The organism is Olsenella sp. KH1P3 (assembly GCF_900167315.1).
Classification (GTDB): domain Bacteria; phylum Actinomycetota; class Coriobacteriia; order Coriobacteriales; family Atopobiaceae; genus Olsenella_J; species Olsenella_J umbonata_A.
This window is the reverse complement of sequence record NZ_FUWQ01000002.1, coordinates 365095-388751: the sequence shown is the minus strand read 5'-3', so window position 1 is coordinate 388751 and position 23657 is coordinate 365095. Positions and strand designations below refer to the sequence as shown.

Here is a 23657-nt window from a genome sequence, read left to right as displayed (position 1 = left end):
CGTGACGTCCGCCGGACGGATGGTGCTGCGTATCGAATTCGTAACTCCCGCGCCTGCGCGGCGGGCCTGGCGCCGGGCGAGTCGTATGCTTCGCACATCAAACCGACGCCGGGGACGGGCTCCTCGGCAGGCATGGCAGAGGAAGGAAGACCCATGGCCAGCAACTTCTCGCACGCGATCGTCCGCCGCCCGTGCAGGCGTCTGATAGAGGGCATCACCACCAACCCCCAGCTGGGCAAGCCTGACTACGAGCTGGCGCTCGAGCAGCACGACGACTACGTTGCGGCCCTAGAGGGCGCGGGCGTCGAGGTGACGGTGCTCCCCGCGCTCGAGGGCTATCCGGACAGCGTCTTCGTCGAGGACACCTGCGTCATCACGCCCAAGGGCGTCGTGGTGGACATTCCTGCGACCGACAGCCGCCGCGCGGAGGCGGAGCTCATGCTGCCGACGCTGAGGGAATTCTTCTCGCCCGACCAGATCAAGCGGCTGAGCGCGCCGGCCACGCTCGAGGGTGGCGACGTCATGATGGTGGACGACCACTACTACGTGGGGCGCTCGTCGCGCACCAACGACGAGGGCTTCCGCCAGTTCGCCGGCTTCCTGGCTGAGTGGGGCTACACCGCCGAGCAGGTACCCGTCGAGCACATCCTGCACCTCAAGACCGGCGGCACCTACGTCGAGGACGGCAACCTGCTGGTCTCCGGCGAGTTCAAGGCCGCGCCGGCGTACCGCCGCGGCCAGTTCAGGAACGTCTTCGAGGTTCCCGACGAGGAGGCCTACGGCGCAGACTGCGTCCGCATCAACGACAAGGTCATCATGGCCGCCGGCTACCCGCGCGTGCAGGCGCAGCTCGAGGAGTGGGGCTACGACGTCGCCACCGTTGACATGAGCGAGTACCGCAAGATTGACGGCAGCATCACCTGCCTGTCACTTCGCTGGTAGAGAAGCGCCTCGCCCGCGCTTGCTCGCGGCATCCGGCGGAGCAGCCGCAGCCGGATGGCGGCCACGTGCGATGGCCGCAGGCGGATGTGTTGTTGCGCTCGATGGATTGGCGCCCGGGCCTCGGTGCAGCTGAGGACGGGCGGGGGATATCCTTCTGTATGAGGTCGGCCGACTCTTTACAGGGAGGCTGTATGGAAGACGTTTCTGCCAAGTCCAGCGACTCGCGGATCAAAGACTCGCTGCAGCGCTGCCTGGATGCGCTGAGCCACGGATTCGATACCGACGATGCCATTCAAGAGATTCTGGCCGCTCTGGGCGAGCACTACGGCGGTGACCGCGCATACGTTTTCGAGTTCGATCGTGCAAGCGGTTCTGTGGAGGACGCGTGCGAGTGGTGCCGAGAGGGCGTCCCCAGCCAGCTCGACGAGCTTGACGGCATGCGAGCGGTGGACTTCTCGGCCTGGTCCGAGACCATGGCCGACGACTGCGTCTCGCTCATCAGCAGGGGGGCGTGCCACTCTGGCAAGGAGTCTCCCCAGAAGTGCCGCCTGCTGGAGGTCTGGGGCCTCGAGAGTCTCCTGATCGCGCCGCTCTGGACGGGTAAGCGCCTGGCGGGCTACCTGACCGTCGACAATCCCTCCTTGCTGGATGGTGACTACGTTGTGCTCCGGACGGTCGCGCTCTACGTTGCGAACCACATAGATAGGCGCGAGGGACTCGAGCAGCGGATGGTCGCGGCCCTCAGGTCCGTTTACGTGGGCATGTACCTCTGGGATTTCGAGGCTGGCCTCTACCACGAGGTGGAGAACGGCCTTCATTCGTGGCGCGCCAAGTCTCGCGTCGGGCCTCTGTCCGAGATTCCCCTTGCCATCGACGGGACGGTCGATCCCATGTACCTCAAGCAGGTGCATGCCTTTTTGGACATCGACAACCTACGTCGGACGCTGTGCGACAGGGACGATGTTTCCATGCAGTACCTGACGGGCGAGGTCGGCTGGGTCATGGCGCGCGTCATCGTCGTCGAGCGCGACGAGCGGGGGCTGCCGGCAAAGGTGCTCTTCTCGATCGAGGACATCGACGAGGCGAAGCGAAGCCTGGAGCTCGCCTCGTATAGGGCCGAGCACGACGCCCTCACGGGCCTGCTCAACCGCTCTGCGCTCGATTCGCTGATGGTTGAGCTACGCTCCTGCTCCGACCCGCTTGCGGTCGTGCTGCTCGACGTCGACAAATTCAAGGGAATAAACGACCGCTTCGGCCATGGCGTGGGGGACGACGTCCTGCGTGCGGTCGCCCGTGCCCTCGTGTCGAGCATGCGCTCGGGCGACAAGGTGATCCGCTTGGGCGGCGACGAGTTCGCCGTCATACTTCGCGACTGCCCGTCCTCCTTTCAAGGTAAGCTCCTGAGGCGCGTCGACGCAATCAATCAGCTCCTGAGCATCCGCGATAACGGCATCCCTGTGGTTTCCGTCAGCGCCGGCGTGGCGTTTGGCGAGCATGGCTACGACCGCGACCTGCTTTCCTGCGCGGACCGCGCGCTCTATCGCGCAAAGCGCTCGCCCGAGCAGTGCTGCGTCTATAACCCGGAACTTGACGGCTAGGTGACTGTCGGCACCGCTGCACCTCTTGTCCCATAGGCGGTAACGTATACGATTGAGTTCGTGTGCCGGCGAGGGGGTCGGCGGGCGGGGCGCACGAGCTGAGACCATTTGTCCGAGCAGGGGAGTTGAGACGCGCGTGGCCGAGACGCCGGTTGTTATCAAGGTCGCCTACCGAAATGACGAGGGAGTCGTCGGCCAGCTGGTCGACGAGGTGAGCGAGGACGTGGCGGGCCACGAGCTTGATGGTCGCGACCGCCGCCACCTCAAGCGGTACCCGACCGTCTACATCATTCGCGCTAAGGACGCCGTGCGAGGTCGTGGTGGCCATGGGAGCCAGGCCGAGGAACTCGTTGTCTACGTTGGCGAGACCAACTCCATCGAGCGGCGCACCGTCGAGCACTATTCGGACGAGACTAGCTACAAGACCGAGAGCAACCGTCGGAAGTGGCGGGTCATCAACCATGCGGACGATGCGTCCATGTACGTCATCGCCCACAGCCACTTCAACAAGTCGCTCACGCTCGACCTCGAGAACACCTTCATGAGCTACATCCTGGCCTCCGGGGCCCAGCGGGTCAGCCTGGTCAACTCTCGTGGCAACCCGCAGGATGACTACTACACTCGCAAGGAGCTGCCCAGGCTCACGTCCCAGATTTGGCGTAAGCTGAACGGGGACGACCCAGAGCTGTTCCCTGCGGAGTCGATCATTCGCGACTCGGCGATCTTCAAGGCGTCGCCGTTCCACTGCCTGGGGCCAGAGCAGCGCGAGGCCGAGGGGACCATCCTGGAGCAGGTCAAGGCTGCGCTTGGGTCGGACGCCCAGCCCGGCGGGGCGCTCATTCTGGTCGAGGGGGTCGCGGGAACGGGCAAGACCGTCCTTTTGAGTCACCTCTTCTATCGGCTCCAGAACGAGTTTGCCGAGCTTGGTGCTCGTGACTATGAGGAAGACGAGTCGTCTGCGCGTGAGAAGGGCTCCGCGGTCCTGCTTGTCAACCACAACGAGCAGGTGACCGTCTACAACTCGATCATGCTTAGGCTCGGCCTGCAGGGCAAGAGCGGCGTGGTGGTCATGAAGCCCACCGAATTCATCAACAAGCATTCCGAGCCGGGCCATGGCAAGGGGCTCGACAGGCAGGACTTTCCCGCGGATCCCGTGGACGTTGCGCTCATCGACGAGGCACACCTGCTGCTGACAGCTGGAAACCAGAGTTACCGCGGGTCGAGGAACATGCTGATCGACGTGATGCGTCGTGCCCGGGTAGTCGTTGCGGTCTATGATCCCAACCAGGTGCTCAGGAAGGAGCAGGAGATCGGGCGGGAGATGCGCGACCTTCTCTTTCCCAAAGAGCGCTTTGACGGGGGAAAGACGGTCGGACTCAAGCGCACGGTGCAAATTGGGCCTGCAGGCTGCCGGGTCACCAACATCATGCTTGAGCAGCAATACCGAATCGACGCGTGCGAGGAGATCGTCGCGTGGATTGACGACTTTGCGGCGGGGCGGGGCATCGGGCCCATCCCGAAGGATTCTCCTGCGGACGGGCACCAGCCTTACGAAATCAAGGTGTTCGACTCGCCCTTCGAGCTCCAGCGAGCTGTCGAGGACAAGGCAATAACGTTTGACTCCTCTGGTCGTATGGTGGACGACACGGATCACGGGCTTTCCCGCGTGCTGGCGACATATGACTGGGAGTACAAGGACGGGAAGGCCCCGGCCGAGGGCGAGACGTGGAACGTCGAGATCGTCCAGGAGGGTGTCGGCTGGGTCTCTGCTGACGAGGATCCCTTGCTCGATGAGCGCAGGGAGGAGCTGCGCGCCCAGGGCAGGCTCTTCAGTATGCCATGGAACTATCAGCTGAAGCACGAACCGGGAGAGGACGTTCGCGGAAAGTCTTGGGCCGAGCAGGACCACACGCTGGGGGAGTGCGGGTCGACCTATACCATCCAGGGCTTCGACCTGAACTTTGCTGGCGTGATCGTCGGCCCGTCTGTCGAGTATCGCGACGGCAAGGTGGTCTTCAACAAGAACAAGAGCAAGAACAGTAAGGCCATTGATGGCAGCGACCGTCCCGAGGAAAACCTCAGAAACGAGCTCAACGTGCTTCTGAAGCGAGGCGTCCACGGCCTGTATATCTTCGCGGTTGACGAGGGACTGCGAAATCACCTGAAGAAGATGGCGACGGAGGGCACAAGGGCCGCCTTGACGGAGACGTAGCGGTGCTGCGAAATGCGCGCAGTTCTCTCCACGGAAGGACAGCGAACGATGAGATTTGAGGACGTCCAGGCCGAAGTGGCGGCCTTTCGAGACGATAGGGATTGGCGACAGTTCCACAACCCCAAGGACCTTGCCATATCGGTGAGCCTCGAGGCGTCGGAGCTCCTGGAGACCTTCCAGTGGTCGGGCACCGACCTCGAGTGCAAGGACAAGGAGGCATCCATCGGAGAAGAGCTTGCCGACGTGATGATCTACTGCCTGCTGCTGGCGGACCGCTTGGGCATGGACCCCGTGCAGCTGATGCATGACAAGATTCAGAAGAACGCTCGCAAGTATCCCGTGGACAAGGCTCGCGGCAGCTCCAAGAAGTACACGGAGCTGTAGGGAATTCCGTGTGTGAAACGAGGGCCCCACTGCCAGATGGTCGTGGGACCCTCAAGCCATCCGTATCGTTTACTAGAGTCCGACGTAGCTTACTGCCTGTCCGACTTGGTCGTGAGAGAAGCCTCGAACTCAAACTGCTTGACGAGTTCGCTGTGCGAGAACAACGTGGTAGTGTTGTGCTTTCTTTCTCGCTTGCTCGTTCCAGTCTGTTCCGCAGTGGTCTGCCGCAAACGTCTCATCCTCTTTCGAAAAGCCTTCGAATGAGAGCTGTTTGATTAATCAGGAATACGAGAAAGCCGTTTATCCGAGATAGCTTGCGACCTTTTTGAGGGCGCTCTGCTGCGATGGGGTGAGATCAATCGTGTATCTGGGCGGTGGGAGAGGACTCTTCTGCTTCTTCGTCTTGCGACTCGTGCTCTTGATGTGGTTGCGATACTGACGCATCGCAATGAATGCAGAATACGCTTCCGCTAGCAGTTCATTCCCGCATTCGCGACAGTTCATCTCTCCTCCAGCCGTGGTGCGATTGTTTGGGTGCACATTTGCGAGAGCCATACTAGTCTGGCCGGGCATTAATCTCGAAGTCGACAATTGGACCTTTTGATTGGCGGCCGCCCTTGGCCACTTGTCGTGCCATTGCATCCGGTAGGCGGAAATGTGCATCTCAAAAGTGCCGCCCAAAGCGAACATTTGCGCTTCGTTGAAGACTCCAGTCAAGTTGAAAAAGCTTCGTAACCTGCGCGTTGTCCGAGGCGTGATTATCCCTGCGCATCGGAATTCTTGAGCTCTCACAGGGCAAGAGTCACTTGTCGCATAAATGCGGAAGCTCGTGAACATTGCTGTCGTTGTGGCTGGACCATACGTTGTTGCTGTTTCGAAAGGCGGTTGGAATGACGGTGCTCAACGAAAGACAGGCGGTAATCGTAAGGCGCTTGCTTGACGGCGAGTGTTTGAGTGTCTCGAGGCTCGCCGCGTCTTTTGAGACAAGCGAACGGACCATTAGGGGAGACCTCACTACCGTTCAGGACGTGTTGACGAGGTACGGACTTGGGCTGAGCGAAGCCGCCGGTCAGGGTCTGGGCGTCGTGGCCACTGCGGCGCAAAGGAAAGCTTTGCTTTCATCGCCCGAGATGAACGAGATGGCTTCGGGCCAAAGAGTCCCGTTCCTTGCGGCACGCATGCTGTTGCTTGGGACAAGTACCTATGACCAGCTTGCCGAGCTATGCGGGACCAGTCGCCAGACGGTTATTCGTGACTTCCCTGGTGTCGAGCGCTTGCTGGGAGAGCTTGACGTTGAGGTTGATCGTGAGAAGGGCAAGGGACTGGCTGCCAGGGCTGCGGAGGCAACCATTCGCCAGGCGTTTGTAAAGATGCTCAATTCGAGTTCCCTTGGCATGGCCGCCTGCGAGAGGCTGGCATGTGGCCTCGAATCTTGCGATGCCAAGGCGAGGGAACTGATCGACGAGGTCTCCGAGACGCTGGACGTTCACTTTTCTAACGTTCGCTTGCTTGAGTTACAGCTGGGATTCTGCATCATGCGCTGCGTTCAAGGTCACAGCCTTTCCCTCGAGCCCATCCCACAGGACGTGCTCGACGTCACGCGCGACGCGAACTTCGGGCTCTATGTGACGGCCCTATCTGGCTATGAGGCAGACATGTCGGACAAGCTTTGCCTGATATGGACCCTTCTCGGCGCCGAGAAGGTCAACCCTGGTACGCGCATTTCGAGCAGCGTTGCTGCGGCGGATGCGGCAGACTACCTGCTGGAGAGACTCAACCTCGCCCATGGGGCAGGCTCCATGGATTACGAAAGGATCTCAAGGGGGCTGCGAGCTCACCTCGACGTGGCGCTGTACCGAATCAAGAACCACATTCCCATCGAGAACAAGATGCTTGACCAGATCAAGCTGTGTATTCCGCTGGTGTTTGACTTCACGAATCGTCAGATGAACGCCTATGGAAGGCTGCATGGAATCGAGTTCGACGAGAACGAGTGTGCATATATCGCCATGTATGTTGCGAGTATCTTTGAGTCAAGCATGGGCATCGAGGGCAAGGTTAAGGTCCTCCTTGCCTGCTCATTTGGAACCACGACGAGCGCGATCCTGAGCAGTCGCATGAGGCAGTTCGTGCCCGAATGCGAGTTCGTGGGGCCACTGTCGCATGACGAGGCGGAGCGGTACCTCGACGCCAACGGCGTCGACCTGGTCATCTCGACGAACGACTCCATCGTGGGAGACGTGCAGACCATTCGCGTGAGTCCCCTTCTTCAAAGTCGCGACATCAGCCTGATCAAGTCGGTGCTGTTCCAACTGACGTACACGAAGATGTGCAGAAACTTCCTTGCCAGGCACATGGGTATGGGGTGTGACCGGCGCGTGACCCTTGGTGACTTCATCAGTGCGGATGACGTCCAGATTGCCTCTTCCTCGAGCGGCTGGGAGGCGGCCATCGGAAAGGCCGCACGCCCCTTGGTCTCGAGGGGCTCGCTTGAGCAGAGGTATGTCCAGAGGATGGTTCGCGCCGTCAAGGAGTATGGGACGTACATGGTCATGACGCCGGGAACGGCATACGTCCATGCAGGAACCAATGATGGCATCAACGAGGACTGCACGGCTCTTCTGCACCTTAGGAGTCCCGTTATCTTTGGCGACGAGAACGCCAAGCCGGTGAGAGACGTGGTCGTCATCGGGGTCAAGAGCTCCGAGTCGAAGGCGTTGATATCTATTGCCAAGATCCTCTCCAAGGAGACGAACAGACGAAGGCTTGAGGAGTCAGACGTCGACGTGGATGAGATTCTTGCCTTGTGTTGATGGGAGTGAGAGATGAGCGAGCTGATTGAGCGTAGCCACCTTGCGACGTCCGTAGCCGCAGACGACTGGAAGGATGCGATACGTTGCGCGGGACGGTTGCTCGAGGAGACGGGCGACATTCTGCCGGCCTATGTCGACGAGATGATCGAGGGTGTCTTGACGCTTGGTCCCTACATCGTTATCGCACCGGGTCTGGCGCTTGCGCATTCTGCCCCAAGTCCTTCCGTCAAGAGGACTTCGGCCTCGCTCGTAACCCTTGATTGGGGCGTCTCGTTTGGCTGCGACAACGACCCTGTTCGTATCGTCATCTGCCTGGCGTGCGTGGATAAGACCTCGCACATAGCCGAGCTGCAGAAGATGGCCCGCTTCCTCATGTCGCCCGGTGCGATGGACGGGATTCTTGCTTGCGATAACCCCGATGAACTCTACGAGTTCATTAACAGCTGCTCGGTCGAAGACCATTCGGGAGAGGAGGTGCATGGCAAATGAAGGAGCCAAGGATTCAGTGCGTGTGCGGATTCGGCTGCGGGTCCTCTCTCATGCTTCGCATGGCCGTGGATGACATCCTGAAGGCCGAGGGGCTTTCGGCGCGAACCTTTACCGGCGACGTCGGGACCTGCCTCTCGAACCCCTGCGACGTGATCTTCATCTCTCGCGAGCTGGGCGATCGCATCGAGGGCAGGGCAGAGGTCCCTGTGGTCATTATCGACAACTTTATGGACAACGACGAGGTAAGGGAGAAGATTCTCTCCTACATCGAGTCCGTCCAGTAACTGCCCGGTCGAATCGACGTGGTCCCAAGCAAGCTGAGAAAGGAGATTGCACATGGCGGTCCTAAACTTTGTCATCAACGAGATTTTCGGGCAGGGCATGATCTTCATCGCGCTTATCGCTATGGTCGGCCTCATCCTCCAGAAGAAGCCGGTTTCGGAGGTCGTTCGTGGAACGCTTACGACGGCAATCGGCTTTGTAGTTCTGAATACCGGTACTGGCCTCATCACGGGTAACGCAATCGACGGCGTATCGACGGCGTTCTCCATGCTGCTTCCTGCGGCCGCTCAGCCTCCGGCGACGGTGGACATCGGTGCGCAGTACGGAACCGAGATCGGCATCGTCATGCTCGTGGCCTTTGCCATCAATCTGGTCTTCGCACGCCTTACCAAGTGGAAGAGCGTCTTCCTGACGGGCCACATGCTCTACTGGTTCCCCTTCGTCTTCATTGCGGCAGGCGTTAACGCCGGGCTTTCCGGAGCAACTCTCATCGGCCTGGCGGCGGTGTTTACCGCTTTGTACATGATTGTGGCTCCCAACCTTATGCACCCACTCGTGAAGAAGGTGACGGGGAAGGACGACTTCACCATCGGACACCCCACGACCACGCTCTCGCTTATTAGCGCCGGTGTCGCGAAGCTCGTCGGCGATCCTGAGCACAGCTGCGAGGACCTTAAGGTTCCGAAGTCGCTCGGCTTCCTCCGTGAGGTTTCGATTACTGGCTCGATCACCATTGCGGTGGTCTACGTCGTGCTCTACTTCATCCTCATCGCAAACGGCTTTGACCCTGGCGAGGTGTGGGAGTACTCCTCGCTCAACACGGGCTTCTTCACCTATCTGGTGACCCATGCGATTTACTTCGGCGTTGGCATGACGGTCATGCTCATGGGCGTCCGTATGCTCATCGCGGAGATTGTCCCCGCATTCAAGGGCATCGCCGAGAAGGTCGTCCCGGGCGCCATCCCGGCCCTCGACTGCCCCGTGATCTTCGGTTACGGTCCCAACTCCCTGATCATCGGCTTCATCACCGCTATGATCTCGTCGACCATTTGCATCCTGATTACCCCGGGCCTGTTCCCGACCGTCGTCATCCCGCTGGTGACAACGTGCTTCTTCGAGAACGGCTGTGCCGCCATCATCGCGAACGCATACGGCGGTGTGCGAGGGACGATCATCGCGTGCATCGTCAACGGCATCGTCATGGTCTTCCTCGTCGGCCTGGGTGCGTACTTCTTCAACAACACGATCCAGACCTGGATGCTCGTCTATGGCGGCCAGGACTTCTCTCTTTGGGGAATCGTGGAGGGTCTGATTGCGGGGCTCCTGTAAAACGCCAGGCTCATGTAGCGACTCTCAGATTTAAACCATGCTGAAACGTACTCGGGGCGCGGATATTCCGCGTCCCGAGAGGGAAAGGCCAGACCATGCGCTTCGAGTACATAGGGCACGTCAAAGAGCTCATCGAAGAGGTTGAGGCCACGGAGACCCCTGCGATGGAGGAGTGCGTTGACGTTATGGCGTCCGCAATTCTCGACGGTAAGAGCATCTTCATTTTTGGTGCCTCGCACGCCGGGATTCTCTCGCAGGAGTCGTTCTATCGCGCTGGCGGCCTCATGCCCATCACTCCGATGTGGGGAGACGAGGTGCTCGTCAACCGCGAGCCGATCACCCTTACGAGCAAGATGGAACGCTGCGTTGGGTACGGCGCTGCCATCGCGTCGGCCTATCCGCTTGGCGAGGGGGACGTGCTGATAGTCCATTCCGTCTCTGGCAGGAACCCCGTGACCATCGAGGTTGCGCTTGCGGGCAGGGATGCTGGCTGCACCGTGGTGGGCATCACCAACCTTGCGTACTCCAAGTCGGTCACGTCGCGCCATCCCTCGGGCAAGAGGCTCTTCGAGCTGTGTGACATCGTGCTGGATAACCACGGGGAGCGTGGCGACGCCTGCGTCGAGGTGGTGGGTGCGGGGGTCAAGGCCGGTCCGACGTCGACGGTCGTGGGCGCGATGATGCTCAACGCAATCTACGCCGAGGTGGCAAACGAGCTCGTTCGGAGGGGCCTCGACATTCCACCCGTGTTCTACAGCGCCAACGTTGATGGGGGAGACGAGAAGAACGCCCTCCTTCACGAGCGGTATCAGGGACAGATGCACTACCGATTCTGATTGTCGGGAGAGTGCTGCCGCGCAAAGGAAGCCGAGCGGTGTGTTTCGGGCACACCGCTCGGTCTTATTTGCGAATAAAATTGTTGCGCGAGCCTCGTCCGCGTCCGAGACTATGCCTCTGGCTCGCGGTCGCGACCGGCGGTCTTCCAGAACAGCTTGTTCTTTTCGCTCACGTCCTCGGACTCGTGGGACAGGAACAGAAAGAGCGTCTCGATCACGAAGTTGATCGAGCTCTGCGAGAAGTGCAGGTCAGACAGCATCTTGTCCCGGTTTGCGACGCGAAGGACTATGTCTGCGCGCTTGGCGATGTCAGACTCGGTATTCTCCGTGATGGCCACGATTGTCGCGCCTGCGTCGTTGGCGTTGTCCAGGACGGGGATGAGCCTCTTGGAGTAGCCGGACGACGACAGGACGACGAGGCAGTCCTTGCTGGTGAGTTGAAGCGACAGCTGCAGGCTGCCGTCGGTCGACGTTGGCGCGGCACTGCGGTAACCGGCCTGCCAGAGCTTGTAGGCCGCGTTCTGGGCGGCCGGGATGGTGTTGCCCACGGCGGCGAACATGGTTAGGTCGGCGTACCTGATCGCCTTTATCGCGTTGGCGAGCGGCTTGCTGCCCAGCATCGAGGCGGTGCTCTTGAGCTCCTCCAGTTTGACGTTGAGGATGTATTGGAGCGATCCCGCGATGTCGTCGGAGTTGATGCCGCCCTCGTTTTCGAACCCGTCGTCTCCGGCTCGCTCCTCGTGGGCGAGGGCGATTCGCAGCTGCGCGAAGCTCTCGTAGCCCAGCGACCTCACGAAGCGAGACATGGTCGCTCGGGACGTGTCCGACTTCAGCGCGATCTCGTATGCGTTGAGGGAGGAGACCTCGTGCCTATGGTTGATGATGTAGTCCGCGATTCGCTTCTCGGATGCGGACAGTCCCTCGTACGAGGAGAGAATTGCGTCTACGGCGCTGACCCGTTGCTTCATCTTGGCTCCGCCCGTCCTGGTCGTTGCTGTCGCGATTGAGTGACAGCTGAAATTTGATATTTCGAATATAGCAGTACCAGTGAAATTTGTTTACGCATCTTGGTCTCGCTCGACGAGTGGTCAATATAGTGAAATAACTGGAACGATGCTATTGTTCATGCATTGGAATGAAATTCCGACCATCCACTCATGGAGAAAAACCTACCGCCTATGAAACGAAATTGCAAAACCAATCCGTAATACGAAAAACGTTTTAGTATCGAGTGCGTCCTGAGGAACGCGACATCCAGCTATTGGGTGCCCCAAGCGAAAGGTTGCACCAATGCCCCTTGTTAAGGTTAAGGATCTTCTTCAGCATGCAACCGAGCACCACTATGGCGTGCCGGCCATCAACTCGGTCAACCCGGAGACCGTGCGCTTTGCCATCGAGGCCGCCGAGCGCGAGCGGCTTCCCATCATCGTCCAGTACTTCCCGGGCTTTGCGGACTACATGCCCGTCAACGTGATGGCCTTCGCCGCCTGCCAGTATGCGCGCAAGGCGAGCGTGCCCGTCGCAGTGCACCTCGATCACTCCAAGGGCTATGACATCGCCGTCGGCGGCATCCGTGACGGCTTCCCCTCGGTCATGGTCGACGGCTCGTCGCTCCCGTACGAGGAGAACGTCAGCCTGACGCGCGACGTGGTCAACATAGGCAAGGTCTTCGACGTGGACGTCGAGGCGGAGCTCGGGCACGTAGGCGAGGGCTCGAGCGTGGACGACATCACCAACTCCGACCACTACACCGATCCCGCCCAGGCCGCCGAGTTCGTCGAGCGCACGGGCTGCGGGTCGCTGGCCGTCGCGGTAGGCAACGCACACGGCCCGTACTGCACCGAGCCCAACCTCGACTTCGACCGCATCAAGGAGCTGCGTGCCGCGGTCAGCATCCCGCTCGTCATGCACGGCTGCTCCGGCATCCCCGACGACCAGATGCAGGAGGCCGTCAACTTGGGCATGAGCAAGTTCAACATCGCCACGGAGTACTTCCGTGCCATCTACCACTCGACCCAGCGTCACATGGAGGCGGGTGACGTGTACGACGGCGACGGCATCAGCCAGGGCTCCTGCATGCGCGAGGATGCCCATGACTTCGTTGCCAAGAAGCTCCAACTGCTCAATCCCAACCACTACAGCCTGTAGGCCTGCGGGGGGAGGAGCAATGCGCAAGTTTCTGATCGTGTCGCACGGCCGCATGGCATCGGGCATCAAGAGCTCGGTCGACGTGTTGACGGGTGACTCCAGCGCCATCACGGCAGTCGACTCCTACCTGGACGAGAGCGACTACACGCAGGAGGTGCGGAGCTTCCTGGAAGGCTGCGCCCCCGACGATGAGGCCATCGTCTTCACCGACATCCTCGGGGGCAGCGTCTTCCAGAGGGTCGTTCAGGAGGACCTGGCCAGAAGCGGCGTCACTCACGTGACCGGGACCAACCTCGCGGTCGTGCTGGAGTGTCTGCTCACGCCCGACGCGCTTACGCCCCAGACGGTCGACGGCATCTGCCAGACGGCGGCGGGCCAGCTCAAGCGCGTCGAGGCGCCGGTCCCAGGCTCAGGCGCGGACGCAACTTCGGAGAAAGGGAAGGGCTCGTCTGCGGACGACGACTTCTTCGCATAGCACGAAAGGGAGAGGAGGAAAGATGATCAAGCAGCTAAGGGTGGATGACAGGCTCATCCACGGACAGGTGGCCCTCATGTGGTCGAAGGCGCTGGGCACCAAGGGCATCGTCGTCGCCAACGACAAGGCGGCCACGAGTGGCATGGTCTCGGCGACGCTCAAGATGGCGTGCCCCTCGTCGCAGCGGCTCCTGATCAAGTCGGTCGACGATGCCATCCGCATCGCGATCGACCCGCGTGGGAAGGACATGCCCATCTTCATGCTGGTCGATTGCGTGGCGGATGCCCTGGCCGTCGTGAGGGCCTGCCCGGGAGTCATCGGAGAGGTCAACGTCGCCAACGTCGGGCGCTTCGTCGCAGGCGAGAAGACCAGCGTCCTTACCTCGGTGGAGCTTACCGAAGCCGAGGTCGCCGCGGCCCGCGAGCTCTGCGACTGCGGGGTGCCGGTGTTCCATCAGGTGACGCCCAACGACGCGCGCTCCGATGTGGCCGAGGCACTCTACCAGCTTGCCTAGGCGCTCGCGCCTGGCCATTGTCAACAATCGTTTGGAGGACACATGCTTGGTACGGCTTTGCTTGCCATGCTTGCGGCGTTCATCAGCATAGGCAGCAACTATCTGTTCGGACAGTGCATGTCCGAGCGACCCCTGGTCGCGGGCCTCGTGGCCGGCGTCATCTTCGGGGACATCCCCACGGGCGTCATGGTCGGTGCGGCGCTCGAGGCGATCTTCATGGGCGCCGTCAACGTCGGCGGTGCCGTCACGGCCGAGCCCGTCACGGCCACCACCCTTGCGGTCGTGTTCGTGTCGGTCATGAAGATGGATCAGGGCGTGGCAATCGCGCTGGCGGTCCCCATCGGTCTTCTCGCCGGCCTTCTGTACGAGTTCATTCACCTCTCGCTCTCGAGCCTCGCGGCTCCGCTCATCGACAAGGCGGCCGCGTCCGGCAAGGAGAGCAACATCAAGCTCGTCCACTTCCTGGGTTGGGCCATCAAGTACGGCATCTGCTGTCTGCCCACCTTCCTCGGCGTGCTGGTCGGCGCCGAGCCGGTGAGCCAGATGATCAACAACATCCCCAACACGGTCATCGCGGGATTCTCGGCGTCGGGCAATCTTCTGCCTGCCGTCGGAATGGCCATGCTCCTCAAGATGCTGTGGGACAAGAAGCTTGCCGTCTACTTCCTACTCGGCTTCATCTTGATCTCCTACATCGGCCTCGACATGGTCGGCGTCGCGGCGTTCGCCTTCGTGATCGTTGTCGTGGTCGCCCTGCGCGACAAGGAGATGCTTGACCTCAAGAAACAGACGACGTCCGCACCGGCTGCGGCCGCGGCCGCCCAAGATTCGCGGTCGAGCGACGAGGAGGCGTTCTTCGCATGAGTGACGAACTGATGGGGACGAGGGCGTCCCAGGGCGACGACGTTAAGGTCAACGTCAGTGCCAAGGACCTGTCGCCCGAAGACAGGAAGATGCTCCACAGCATTTACTGGAGGTCGTTCACGGTCTACTGCCTGTGGGCGGGCGAGGCCGAGGCCGGCTCGGATGGCTTCATCTACTCGCTGATGCCTGCCTTCCGCCGCTTCTACAAGGACCAGAAGGACCGCACCGATGCCATGGTCCGCCACACCACCTGGTTCAACATGACCGAGAACGTCTCGACCTTCGTCATGGGCCTCGTCGCGGCCATGGAGAAGGAGAACAGCGAGTCCGACGACTTCGACGTCTCGTCCATCCAGGCGGTCAAGGCCTCGCTCATGGGCCCGCTCTCCGGCATCGGCGACGCCGTGTTCTGGGGCGTGCTCCGCGTCATCGCGGCCGCCGTCGGCATTTCCGTCGCGGCGACGGGCTCCCCGCTCGGACCCATCCTGTTCCTGCTGATCTACAACATCCCCTCCATGCTCTGCCGCTGGTGGATGACGGTCCTGGGCTACAAGCTGGGAACGTCCTTCCTCTCGAAGGCGTACAGCACGGGGATCATGAGCGTCATCATGAAGGCCGCGAGCATCCTGGGCCTCGTCATGATCGGAGCCATGTCCGCCAAGTTCATCGGCTTCAACTGTGCCCTCACCATCCCGGTCCCCAACGCGGACCCCGTGGGCGTGCAGACCTACCTGGACGCGATCTTCAAGGGCCTCGTTCCCATTTCTCTCACGCTCTTCTGCACCTGGCTCCTGCAGAAGAAGGTCAACGTCGTCTGGCTCATCTTGGGCATCATGGCGCTTGGCCTCATCTTTGGCATGACGGGCATCGTGGCCGTCGGCTAGCCGTCGCTTGGCTTGCGGCGGTTGACCAGAGGCCGGCTGCCCATCGTCGAATTGCCCAAAGGCCCCTTTCCTCCGGTGCGGGACGGACCAGGTCTGTCCCGCACCCTTTTCATGGACCACGTGCGAACGACGCGCGCAACCCGCGCGGTCGAGTTTGGAGGCAGATATGAGCACTGAGAACCCAAAGCTGGAGGAGCGTCGAGCCCGCGTGGAGGCACTTCTCCGTGGCATCGAGAAGGAGCGGCGCATTGGGGTGATCGGCTCGATGAATGCGGACTACACCATCGACGTCCCGCATCTGCCAGCTCCCGGGGAGACCGTCCGCGGGGGAGAGGTGCGGCTGCTTCCGGGCGGAAAGTCGTCCAACCAGGCGGCGTGCGCGGCGCTTCTGGGGGCGAGCGTCTCGATGTTCGGCCTTGTTGGGAAAGACGACAACGGGAGCTTCCTGCTCGAACGGCTTGGACGAGCTGGCGTGGATGTCACCGGCGTCGCTCGGGCGGGCCGTCCCACCGGGACGACCCTGATTGCCGTGGACGCGGCAGGCGAGAACGCCATCGCGTACGCGCCGGGTGCAAACGACCTTCTGGACGCGGCGTTCGTCAGGGCTGCTGAGGAACTCTTGGACTGCGACGTCGTGGGGCTCTGCCTGGAGACCCCTCTAAACTCGGTGAGGGTTGCGGCCGCACGGTGCCACGAGGCTGGGGCGCAGGTCCTTCTGAACTACTCGCCCTGCTCCGAGCCGCCCTCTCGTGACCTCGCGCAGAGCGTCGACGTGCTGCTCGTGAACGAGCACGAGCTCGCGCAGCTGACGGGCCTGCCCGAGGGCGGGCCATGGGCGGAAGCGCAAGACGCCCTTCTTGATATGGGCTTTTCCGAGGCACTTGTGACGACCGGGCCTCGCGGGTCCATGGTCTTGGGCGAGGACTGCGCCAGACGCGTCGAGTCCTTCGAGGTCAGGGCGTGTGACACCACGGGCTGTGGGGACGCCTTCATGGGTGCGGTCCTCGCGGGCCTTGCCTCTGGCTATTCGCTTCGCGAGGCGGCCGAGCTTGGCTCGTGCGTATCGGCCTTCGCCGCGCTGGGCCATGGCGCGCAGGCGTCATACGGTACGGCGGATCAGGTTGTTGACGCTCTCAGGCAAGGGCTGCTGGGCTAACCGCTCCTGTCGGCGGTGACCAAAGAGCTTATCTGGAGCGATTTGGGTGACCGAGGGGGCAGCCGCTCGATGTGCCTCGCGAAGACTTCCCTTTTGCGGGGCCACAGGATGCGCGTGAGGTCCTCTTGCCCAGCTATTCCTGCCAGTATGCCTGGATCAGCCGCTTGCGCCCGCCGGTTCGCGTCTTGGCATAGATGTGGCTGGCATGCGACTTGACCGTGCCTACGGAAATGAAGAGCTCGCTGGCGATTTTCTGGTAGCTGTCCCCACGCAGAAGCTCGGGGAGGATGTCCTGTTCGCGCTTCGAGAGGGCGTGGCGCTCCGAGAACCTGGCCAGTCTCAGCTCCGACCCCCGCTCCTCGTCGTGCGTCGGCTGGGCCTGCGAGAACCTGAGCGCAAGGATTTCACTCGCGTTGCGGACGGCCGCCGTCGTGCAGACGCAGATAAGGACAATCTCGAACACGTTTCGCTTGACCACGTAGTAGAGAAGGACGTGTCCTGCCTCGCTTTCGGTCCCCCCATACAGCATCTGGTAGACGGGGTCGAGCGACGTCGCGTCGGCCAGCAGCATGCAAATTGCCATCACGAGCGCGAACGCGATGAGCGGGAACCGCCCTCGGGCCTTTTGCGCCAGCTGGTCGTCTTCGCGCCCCAGTGCCGAGGCTCCCAGGCGCGCGAAGCATGTGATGAAGAACGCGTCTCGAACCAGGTAGAAGCCGACCTTCCCTGAGTCGAAGCCGAGGGGCGCGACGGCGGCGCTCTCTGAGCCCTATACGGAGGCCGCGGGGATGGGCGCGGGCTACTGCGGTCCCGCCTACACCGACCAGGAGACCCTGAACAAGGTCGTTGCCATCGCCGACAAGGCTGGCTACCAGGTCGAGCTCCACGCCATGGGCGACGAGGCGGTGCACATGTTGCTCGACGCCTTCGAGTACGCCCAGAAGGAGAACGGCAAGCGTGACGCCCGCCACCAGATTGCCCACGCCACGCTCATGAGGGACGAGGACATCCAGCGCATGGCCGACCTCGAGGTCATCGGAGCCATGCAGCCCATGTGGTTCTACTACGACCCGTTCTTCTCGTACATGGAGGAGGCCAACTTCGGCCCCGAGCGCTTTGCCAAGGAGTACCGCGTCAAGACCATGCTCGATGCGGGCATCGTGATGACAGGGTCGGTCGACTATCCCATCACGCTCGAGGTTCGTCCCCTTACTGGAATCCAGGCAGGCGCCACGCAGCAGTCGCCCTTCGACGAGGGCGAGAACGATCCCAAGACGCTGCGCAACCCCAACGAGGCCGTCAGCGTAATGGACATGATCAAGTTCTACACGACCAACGGCGCCAAGGCCCTCTTCATGGAGGACAAGATTGGGTCTATCGAGAAGGACAAGCTTGCGGATATGGTGGTGCTCGGCCAGAACCTGACAGAGGTCGATGTGAGACAGGTCGCCAACACGGGTGTCCTGTACACGATCTCGGGTGGCAGGGTGGTCTACGAGGGCGGCGATAAGACCGTTGCCGCCCTTCCCATCCAGTAGCCCGGTCTCGCCCCTCGTTTGCGAGGCAAAACGCTAGTCGTCCTCGCGTACCGCCTGCGCGAGGACGACTAGCGCGTCGCGCAGGCGCCGGACGCGCCGGACCTTCCTGTCGAACGATGACCGGAGGGCCCTCTTCGCGGCGCCGCGCGCGGCGGCTGTTGCGCGCGAGCGGGCGGCTGCCTCGAGCTCGTGCGCCAACGCATGAAGCTCGACCAACGAGGGAAGCGTCCCCGGCATGCCCGACAGGTCAGAAAGACCTGGCGTATCCGGCATGTTCAACAGGGCGAGGCCTTCGGGGATGATGGCCGAAACCGTCGATACGTCGGAAATCGGCAGACTCTCTAGCTGTGGAATCTCGATTCGCGAAAGCGAGTTTGCCAGGTTTTCCTGCACATTCTTCAGGCTCTCGCGTTTGCGCTGCCCAGTGGCCTTGTTTTGGCAATGTCGCCGCATTGCACATGCCGTCCCCATGCCAGCCGCGAGCACGGCGATCCCCGCGACGCCCAGCAGGGCCATTCGTTGCCTGCGGGGAATGCGAGACATGGGGCAGCGGTGACGCGACCGGGTGGCGAGCACGGGCGCTCCGCAGTGCAGGCAGTAGCTGCTGCTCTCGGGAATCTCTTGACCACAAGCTGGACAGATCATCTGACGCCTCCTGTCGACGGGGAACGAAACGACCAGGTGATGCGTTGCTGACTCACGGTACCGAGCGGCGTAGCTAGATGACGACTGGCCCGTGCCCCTCTCGCGCTCATCTTCGTGCGACGCGCAAGGGCGCAGATGCCCCTTCGAATATACGCGCTCTACAGATGTCGTCCCGCCCTTTCGTCTGTGGGCGCATGCTCTCTGGCGGTTGTGTGGTCTCTAGCTCAGGCGTGCCTGAATGGCCCCCGCAAGCACGCCCAGCTTGGCGTTCCAGTTCTCGTCGCGGCCCTTCTTCGGGTCGACGAAGACGGCGGTCGCGCGAACCTTCGTGTTCGCCAGCTCCTGTATCTGCTCGATGGCCTTGCCGGGGTCTCCTCCGGCGCAGCAGGCGAACGCGACCACGCGCTTGCTCGCGAGCGATCTGGCGGCGTCTTGCAGGAAGGTTCTGAGCGGCGGAGCGATCGAGCTTGCCCATATCGGCGTTCCCAGCACGACGGTGTCGTAGGGCGAAAGGTCCAAGTAAAACGGCTCGAGCTCAGGCGTCTCCTTCATGAGCACGCTCTTTCCGCCCCAGAGGAACTTGGTGAACCCACCGGTGGGGTAGGCCTTGGCCGGCCTCAGCTCAAGCAGGTCGGCGCCGATCCTCTTCTTCAGCTCGTTAGCTACAAGGCGGGTGTTTCCCTCGAGCGAGAAGTACACGACCAGGGTCTTGCTGCTCTCTCGTGGCATGGCTTTCCTTCCGGTCGCGGGTTCCTTGCCAAGAGGCTAACCCTTCCGGCTCAATTGGTCCACGGTGCGTGTGGAGGACGGCGCCCCGTGCGGGGCGACCGTCCCCGCACGGGCTACCAGCTGAAGACGGCCAGGCGGTTGTTGTTCTTCTTGCCCACGGTTGCCGCGAAGACCTTGGCGAGGAAGGTGTACTTGCGCATCTCCTCGTTGTAGCTGTGCTCGGAGAGCAGGGTAAGGCGCGGCTCGAGCTCGACGAATTCGGCTCCGCTCTCGGTGCCCCACTTGAAGGTCGCGTTGGTGTTCTTGATGGCGTCATGCTGCTTGGAGTGCTTTACGATGAACATCGAGTTCATCTCGGCGACCAGGTAGCCGTGCTCGAACGAATCGCAGAGCATGTGAAGGCACGTCGCGGTCTGCCCCTTGGTGAAATACTCGAGCACGCCTTCCATTACGACGATGGTGGTCGAGTGGTCCTTCGGCAGGCCGGCAGTCCACTCGCCGCTCAGCGCGTTGCCGTTCATCATGGTGCAGCGGGGGCGATCGTCGTAGACTTTGCGTCGCACGGCAATCTGGTCGGGAAGGTCGACGTCGTACCACTCGATCTTACCGTTGTCTACCTGGGAGAACTTGTCATCGAAGCCGCAGCCAAGGTTGATGCAGAGCGCGTCGGGGTATTGTGCGATCAGCTTGCGCAGGGCCTCGGCGAACATGAGTGTGCGCGCGACGACCCCCTCGTGGGACATGAAGGGGTCGTATTTGCTGACGTCGACGCCTAGGGTCTCGATGATCTCTTTCGCTTTCTCGTCGCGAATGCGCGGCTTGGGTCGGCTGGTCTCGCTCGCGCGAACCGCGAGCGTTATCAGCGCGGTCTCTTGAATGTCGCCAAACTTCAGGTCCATTGGGTTGCTCCGCTCTCGTGTCCCATAACAGTTAACGTAGGCTAACTCTATCCCTTTCAGCACAACTTGTTCTTGGGAATTACTGGTTCGCGAACAAATGGACCCGGCGACCGATGCCCCTCCCAGTTGTCAAGCTCGCGCCTGGCTTGCGCACGGTCGATTGTGTCTGACACTTAGCTGACCGATTCCTGGCACTTATCTATCAGATAACTTTCATGCATTAGTAGAGAAGTGCATGTGTCTGGCTAGCAGAAAACTAGCAATTAGCTTGCACTTCTCTATATCGCAAAAGCGTGTATTAAGACGAGCGGTATCAAATACTTTGTAATTGGCCAGATTGCGACTTGTGCGTTGCGGGCTCGCCCGGGAGGCCTATAGTACGGGGCGACAAATCGGTTGGACACTTCTTCAAGGAGGCATGGCTATGAGGTGGCGTTACGAAAGTCTGGTCGAGGAGACGATAAGGGACTTTGTGGCCAAGCAGATTCCTGACGCTCGCGACTGGGAGGACTGCGAGTACAACCTCGTGAACGTCCCGTATGACCCGGAGGATGTCGTGACGGCCGTTCAGGTCGACGTAAACATCCCCACCTCTTCGGCCGACGCGTGGCTCACGTTCCTCGTGGTCGAGTACTCGGAAGAGGAGGATCCCGGCGTCGAATGCCTGCGCTGCGTGCGAAACGGGCGCGGCGAGCATAGCGACACCATCTACGCGTGGGACGATGTCATCTGCGAGTGGGAGACCGTCAGCGACGCGGAGTCTGCTGGCAACACGCTGACCGCTAGCAACGCGCGCTCTGCCAGCGACGCGCGGACCGCTTAGTCTCATTTGCCGTCTTGCGGGCACGTAGATTGATGCATGCGAAACAGTCGCCTCGCGCGACCGTGCCCTAAAGATAGTCCGCCCCGGTTTCCCTTTGGCCGGGGCGGACGTGTTTTCCGAGGCGCGTGGTGCGGCGACTTGTGCCTATGCGCAGACGTACTGGTACGTGTCGTGCATGGGAGCGAAGGACACGGGCAGCTCGTCGTTGCCCAGCGCCTCGTGGACCCAGTGGGTCATGTACTCCATTCCGGGTTCCTCAAGGTTGAAGTGGCCGACGGTGATGGCACACTTGTTCTGCCCCAGCATACCTGCGTCGCGTATGTACTCGCTGGTGGTGAAGTCGACGAACTCCATGGTCACCAGTGCGTCGACGTCGTTGGCGTCGGCGTACGAGATCTCGCGCGTGTCGCTGGCGGCGTCGCCCGTCACGTGCATGGGGACGTGGATGCGGCTCACGCGCGCGTCGTGGTCGCCGATCAGGCGGGTGCCATTGAGCCCCAGGCTCCTGACGATGTGCTGGGCGAGCTTGCGGCCGCTCGTCTGGGGGATCTTGAAGTCCAGGGACATGGGTACGTCTTCGCAGCGGTAGTCCAGCCAGCCGAGCTTCCAGGCGAAGCCGTAGAAGATGCCGTCGACGTAGCGCCCTCCTTCGTCGATGGGGACCTTGGAGTGGATGTAGTCGTGACAGCGCCAGACGGTGCCGCCCCACTCGTCCAGCAGCGCCTTCTTGGCGAAGTAGGTCTTGTTGTGAGCGATGACGTCCTGGCGGTCGCCGTGGTTCCAGAACAGGGCCTCGTGCGAGACGATCAGGTTGGCACCGAGCTCCCCCGCCCTGCGGATGATGTCCGCCGTGGTGAACGTGTTGGTCGAGCTTGGGCTTAGCTTGCGCGTCGCTTCGTCCAAGTGCCTCAGGATTTCGTCTCGCGTGTCAGCGGAAGCCATGCGCCCCTCCTATGCGCGGTGCTTCCTGCGATCGTTTCCCTCACGCTGGTAGTACGCGCGCTTGCTCTCGTACATCGCGGCGTCGGCCGCCTTGTAGGCGTCCTCCACGCTCATGCCCGGTGTTCGCATGGCATAGCCTATCGATACCGAGTAACCCTTCTGCATGACGCCGTCGCGAACGCCGTCGCATATTCTCCTAACGGCGCCTTCGTCCATCTTGCGGCACAGGGCGGTGAACTCGTCGCCTCCGGTTCGGTACATGCGGCAGTCGGCGTTCGAGAACCTTTCCAAGACGCTTCCGATGGCGCGCAGCCCGTCGTCGCCCGCGATGTGTCCCTTGGCGTCGTTGATCTGCTTGAGGCCGTTCATGTCGATGGAGATCACCGCACAGACGCTGCCGTTCTCGCGCATCTCGTCGTCCAGGAAGGTCAGGCGGTTCATCAGCTTCGTGAGCGTGTCGTGGCGCGCCGTCTTCATGAACGAGTACAGGACCCAGACGACCGTGCTGATCAGGATGGTGGGGTACAGGACGTTGGTCGCGATGTCCAGCGTCTCGATGGCCAACGCGTACATGACGCCGATTCCGCACGATACGATGACCAGGGTGTCCACGCGCCTGGCCGAACCTGCGCTGCGAATGATGACTCCCATCAGGCCCAGCGTGTAGATTACGCTCAGGGTGTGTGACGTGAAGCCCAGAGGACCTCGCCTGAAGACGTTGTCCGTCCCGAAGCCGACGACGAGGGGGTTCTCTGCGGTGGGGAAGATGATGATGGTCAGGTACAGGATGGCCATCAGCGCGAGGGGGATTGCCAATAGCAGGACCTTGCGCGTGTCTGGCAGGGCGAGCTCGAAGAACAGCAGGAGTGACGCCACGCCCAGCACGTAGGTGAGGTAGGTGCCGATGGCGCGCGGCATGTTGGTGTAGGGGTACAGGCTGACGTCCGAGAAGATCGTGTCCACCTCTCGTGCGACGGAGAGCGCTAGGCATATCGCCATGAGGCTGAGGACGTGGATGCGGTCTCGCCTCGATCCGATGCGGGGGTTGGTTGTGAACAGCACGAGCATGACCAGCTCGAGGAAGAGCAGGATGAAGAAGTCCTTTACGTAGAAGTACATGAAGTCGACGGGGCTCATGTTGCTCCTCTGGAAGCT

Annotated in this window: 23 protein-coding genes and 2 pseudogenes; 17 read left to right on the top strand and 8 right to left on the bottom strand. The window is 61.6% G+C overall.

Annotated elements, in window-relative coordinates; translation table 11 throughout:
* Window positions 1-153: 153 nt before the first annotated feature.
* The 9 genes from B5D13_RS04085 to B5D13_RS04040 all read left to right on the top strand — a co-directional run bounded on the left by B5D13_RS04085 (window position 154) and on the right by B5D13_RS04040 (window position 10885).
* Window positions 154-942 (top strand): dimethylarginine dimethylaminohydrolase family protein, encoded by a 789-nt coding sequence (locus B5D13_RS04085; protein ID WP_078687056.1) that lies wholly within the window; start codon window positions 154-156, stop codon window positions 940-942.
* A gap of 191 nt (window positions 943-1133) precedes the next feature.
* Window positions 1134-2540 (top strand): sensor domain-containing diguanylate cyclase, encoded by a 1407-nt coding sequence (locus tag B5D13_RS04080; protein WP_159443988.1) that lies wholly within the window; start codon window positions 1134-1136, stop codon window positions 2538-2540.
* A 136-nt stretch (window positions 2541-2676) separates the two neighbouring features.
* Window positions 2677-4752 (top strand): DUF2075 domain-containing protein, encoded by a 2076-nt coding sequence (locus tag B5D13_RS04075; protein ID WP_078687054.1) that lies wholly within the window; start codon window positions 2677-2679, stop codon window positions 4750-4752.
* Window positions 4753-4800: 48 nt separating this feature from the next.
* Window positions 4801-5136 carry a nucleotide pyrophosphohydrolase gene (locus tag B5D13_RS04070; protein ID WP_078687053.1) on the top strand — a complete coding sequence of 112 codons (336 nt, stop codon included), beginning with the start codon at window positions 4801-4803 and terminating at the stop codon, window positions 5134-5136.
* Window positions 5137-6248: 1112 nt separating this feature from the next.
* Window positions 6249-7949: a BglG family transcription antiterminator gene (locus B5D13_RS04060; RefSeq protein ID WP_159443987.1), complete on the top strand. Its 1701-nt coding sequence runs from the start codon at window positions 6249-6251 to the stop codon at window positions 7947-7949.
* Window positions 7950-7961: 12 nt separating this feature from the next.
* Complete coding sequence (locus B5D13_RS04055) at window positions 7962-8438, top strand: PTS sugar transporter subunit IIA (protein WP_078687050.1); 477 nt, start codon at window positions 7962-7964, stop codon at window positions 8436-8438.
* Window positions 8435-8722: a PTS sugar transporter subunit IIB gene (locus B5D13_RS04050; RefSeq protein ID WP_078687049.1), complete on the top strand. Its 288-nt coding sequence runs from the start codon at window positions 8435-8437 to the stop codon at window positions 8720-8722. Before B5D13_RS04055 ends, B5D13_RS04050 begins: the two co-directional genes overlap by 4 nt.
* Before the next feature lie 52 nt (window positions 8723-8774).
* Window positions 8775-10049 carry a PTS ascorbate transporter subunit IIC gene (locus tag B5D13_RS04045; protein ID WP_078687048.1) on the top strand — a complete coding sequence of 425 codons (1275 nt, stop codon included), beginning with the start codon at window positions 8775-8777 and terminating at the stop codon, window positions 10047-10049.
* Between the two features lie 95 nt (window positions 10050-10144).
* Window positions 10145-10885, top strand: coding sequence for an SIS domain-containing protein (locus tag B5D13_RS04040; RefSeq protein WP_078687047.1), 741 nt, complete (start codon window positions 10145-10147; stop codon window positions 10883-10885).
* Window positions 10886-10995: 110 nt separating this feature from the next.
* Here B5D13_RS04040 and B5D13_RS04035 read toward each other — a convergent pair whose 3' ends face one another.
* Window positions 10996-11853 (bottom strand): MurR/RpiR family transcriptional regulator, encoded by an 858-nt coding sequence (locus tag B5D13_RS04035; RefSeq protein WP_078687046.1) that lies wholly within the window; start codon window positions 11851-11853, stop codon window positions 10996-10998.
* Between the two features lie 322 nt (window positions 11854-12175).
* Between B5D13_RS04035 and B5D13_RS04030 the strand changes: the two genes are divergently transcribed.
* The 6 genes from B5D13_RS04030 (at window position 12176) to B5D13_RS04005 (ending at window position 16926) form a co-directional block, all read left to right on the top strand.
* Window positions 12176-13033, top strand: a complete 858-nt coding sequence (locus B5D13_RS04030; RefSeq protein ID WP_078687045.1) for a class II fructose-bisphosphate aldolase — start codon at window positions 12176-12178, stop codon at window positions 13031-13033.
* Window positions 13034-13052: 19 nt separating this feature from the next.
* The gene (locus tag B5D13_RS04025) at window positions 13053-13508 is read left to right on the top strand and encodes a PTS sugar transporter subunit IIA (RefSeq protein WP_159443986.1); all 456 of its coding nucleotides are present in this window, start codon (window positions 13053-13055) and stop codon (window positions 13506-13508) included.
* 22 nt (window positions 13509-13530) lie between these two features.
* Entirely contained in the window at window positions 13531-14022 is a 492-nt protein-coding gene (locus B5D13_RS04020) for a PTS sugar transporter subunit IIB (protein ID WP_078687043.1), read from the top strand.
* A 42-nt stretch (window positions 14023-14064) separates the two neighbouring features.
* A complete protein-coding gene (locus B5D13_RS04015) occupies window positions 14065-14886 on the top strand; it encodes a PTS mannose/fructose/sorbose/N-acetylgalactosamine transporter subunit IIC (RefSeq protein WP_078687042.1) in 822 nt (273 codons plus the stop codon).
* Window positions 14883-15770, top strand: coding sequence for a PTS system mannose/fructose/sorbose family transporter subunit IID (locus B5D13_RS04010; protein ID WP_200802607.1), 888 nt, complete (start codon window positions 14883-14885; stop codon window positions 15768-15770). Before B5D13_RS04015 ends, B5D13_RS04010 begins: the two co-directional genes overlap by 4 nt.
* Window positions 15771-15936: 166 nt before the next feature.
* On the top strand, window positions 15937-16926 hold the full coding sequence (locus tag B5D13_RS04005; protein ID WP_078687041.1) for a ribokinase: 990 nt from the start codon (window positions 15937-15939) through the stop codon (window positions 16924-16926).
* Window positions 16927-17059: 133 nt separating this feature from the next.
* Here the strand turns inward: B5D13_RS04005 and B5D13_RS04000 are convergent, their stop codons facing one another.
* On the bottom strand, window positions 17060-17509 hold the full coding sequence (locus B5D13_RS04000; protein WP_078687040.1) for a helix-turn-helix transcriptional regulator: 450 nt from the start codon (window positions 17507-17509) through the stop codon (window positions 17060-17062).
* A 169-nt stretch (window positions 17510-17678) separates the two neighbouring features.
* Here B5D13_RS04000 and B5D13_RS03995 point away from each other — a divergent pair.
* Window positions 17679-18464 (top strand): annotated as a pseudogene (locus B5D13_RS03995) (amidohydrolase); the annotation flags it as partial.
* A gap of 33 nt (window positions 18465-18497) precedes the next feature.
* On the opposite strand, the gene B5D13_RS03990 reads toward B5D13_RS03995, so the two are convergent.
* From B5D13_RS03990 to B5D13_RS03980, 4 genes and pseudogenes are all read right to left on the bottom strand, one after another.
* Window positions 18498-18980 carry a hypothetical protein gene (locus B5D13_RS03990; RefSeq protein ID WP_078687038.1) on the bottom strand — a complete coding sequence of 161 codons (483 nt, stop codon included), beginning with the start codon at window positions 18978-18980 and terminating at the stop codon, window positions 18498-18500.
* Between the two features lie 63 nt (window positions 18981-19043).
* A pseudogene (locus B5D13_RS08890) lies at window positions 19044-19109 on the bottom strand (zinc-ribbon domain-containing protein); the annotation flags it as partial.
* 219 nt (window positions 19110-19328) lie between these two features.
* Window positions 19329-19838: a flavodoxin family protein gene (locus tag B5D13_RS03985; RefSeq protein WP_078687037.1), complete on the bottom strand. Its 510-nt coding sequence runs from the start codon at window positions 19836-19838 to the stop codon at window positions 19329-19331.
* 113 nt (window positions 19839-19951) lie between these two features.
* Window positions 19952-20737: a class I SAM-dependent methyltransferase gene (locus tag B5D13_RS03980; RefSeq protein ID WP_078687036.1), complete on the bottom strand. Its 786-nt coding sequence runs from the start codon at window positions 20735-20737 to the stop codon at window positions 19952-19954.
* Between the two features lie 424 nt (window positions 20738-21161).
* Here B5D13_RS03980 and B5D13_RS03975 point away from each other — a divergent pair, with 424 nt between their 5' ends.
* On the top strand, window positions 21162-21560 hold the full coding sequence (locus tag B5D13_RS03975) for a hypothetical protein (RefSeq protein WP_078687035.1): 399 nt from the start codon (window positions 21162-21164) through the stop codon (window positions 21558-21560).
* 144 nt (window positions 21561-21704) lie between these two features.
* On the opposite strand, the gene B5D13_RS03970 is transcribed toward B5D13_RS03975, so the two are convergent.
* Together B5D13_RS03970 and B5D13_RS03965 are read right to left on the bottom strand one after the other, a co-directional pair.
* Entirely contained in the window at window positions 21705-22502 is a 798-nt protein-coding gene (locus B5D13_RS03970; protein WP_078687034.1) for a Nif3-like dinuclear metal center hexameric protein, read from the bottom strand.
* A gap of 9 nt (window positions 22503-22511) precedes the next feature.
* Window positions 22512-23639, bottom strand: coding sequence for a GGDEF domain-containing protein (locus tag B5D13_RS03965; protein WP_078687033.1), 1128 nt, complete (start codon window positions 23637-23639; stop codon window positions 22512-22514).
* Between the last annotated feature and the right edge of the window lie 18 nt (window positions 23640-23657).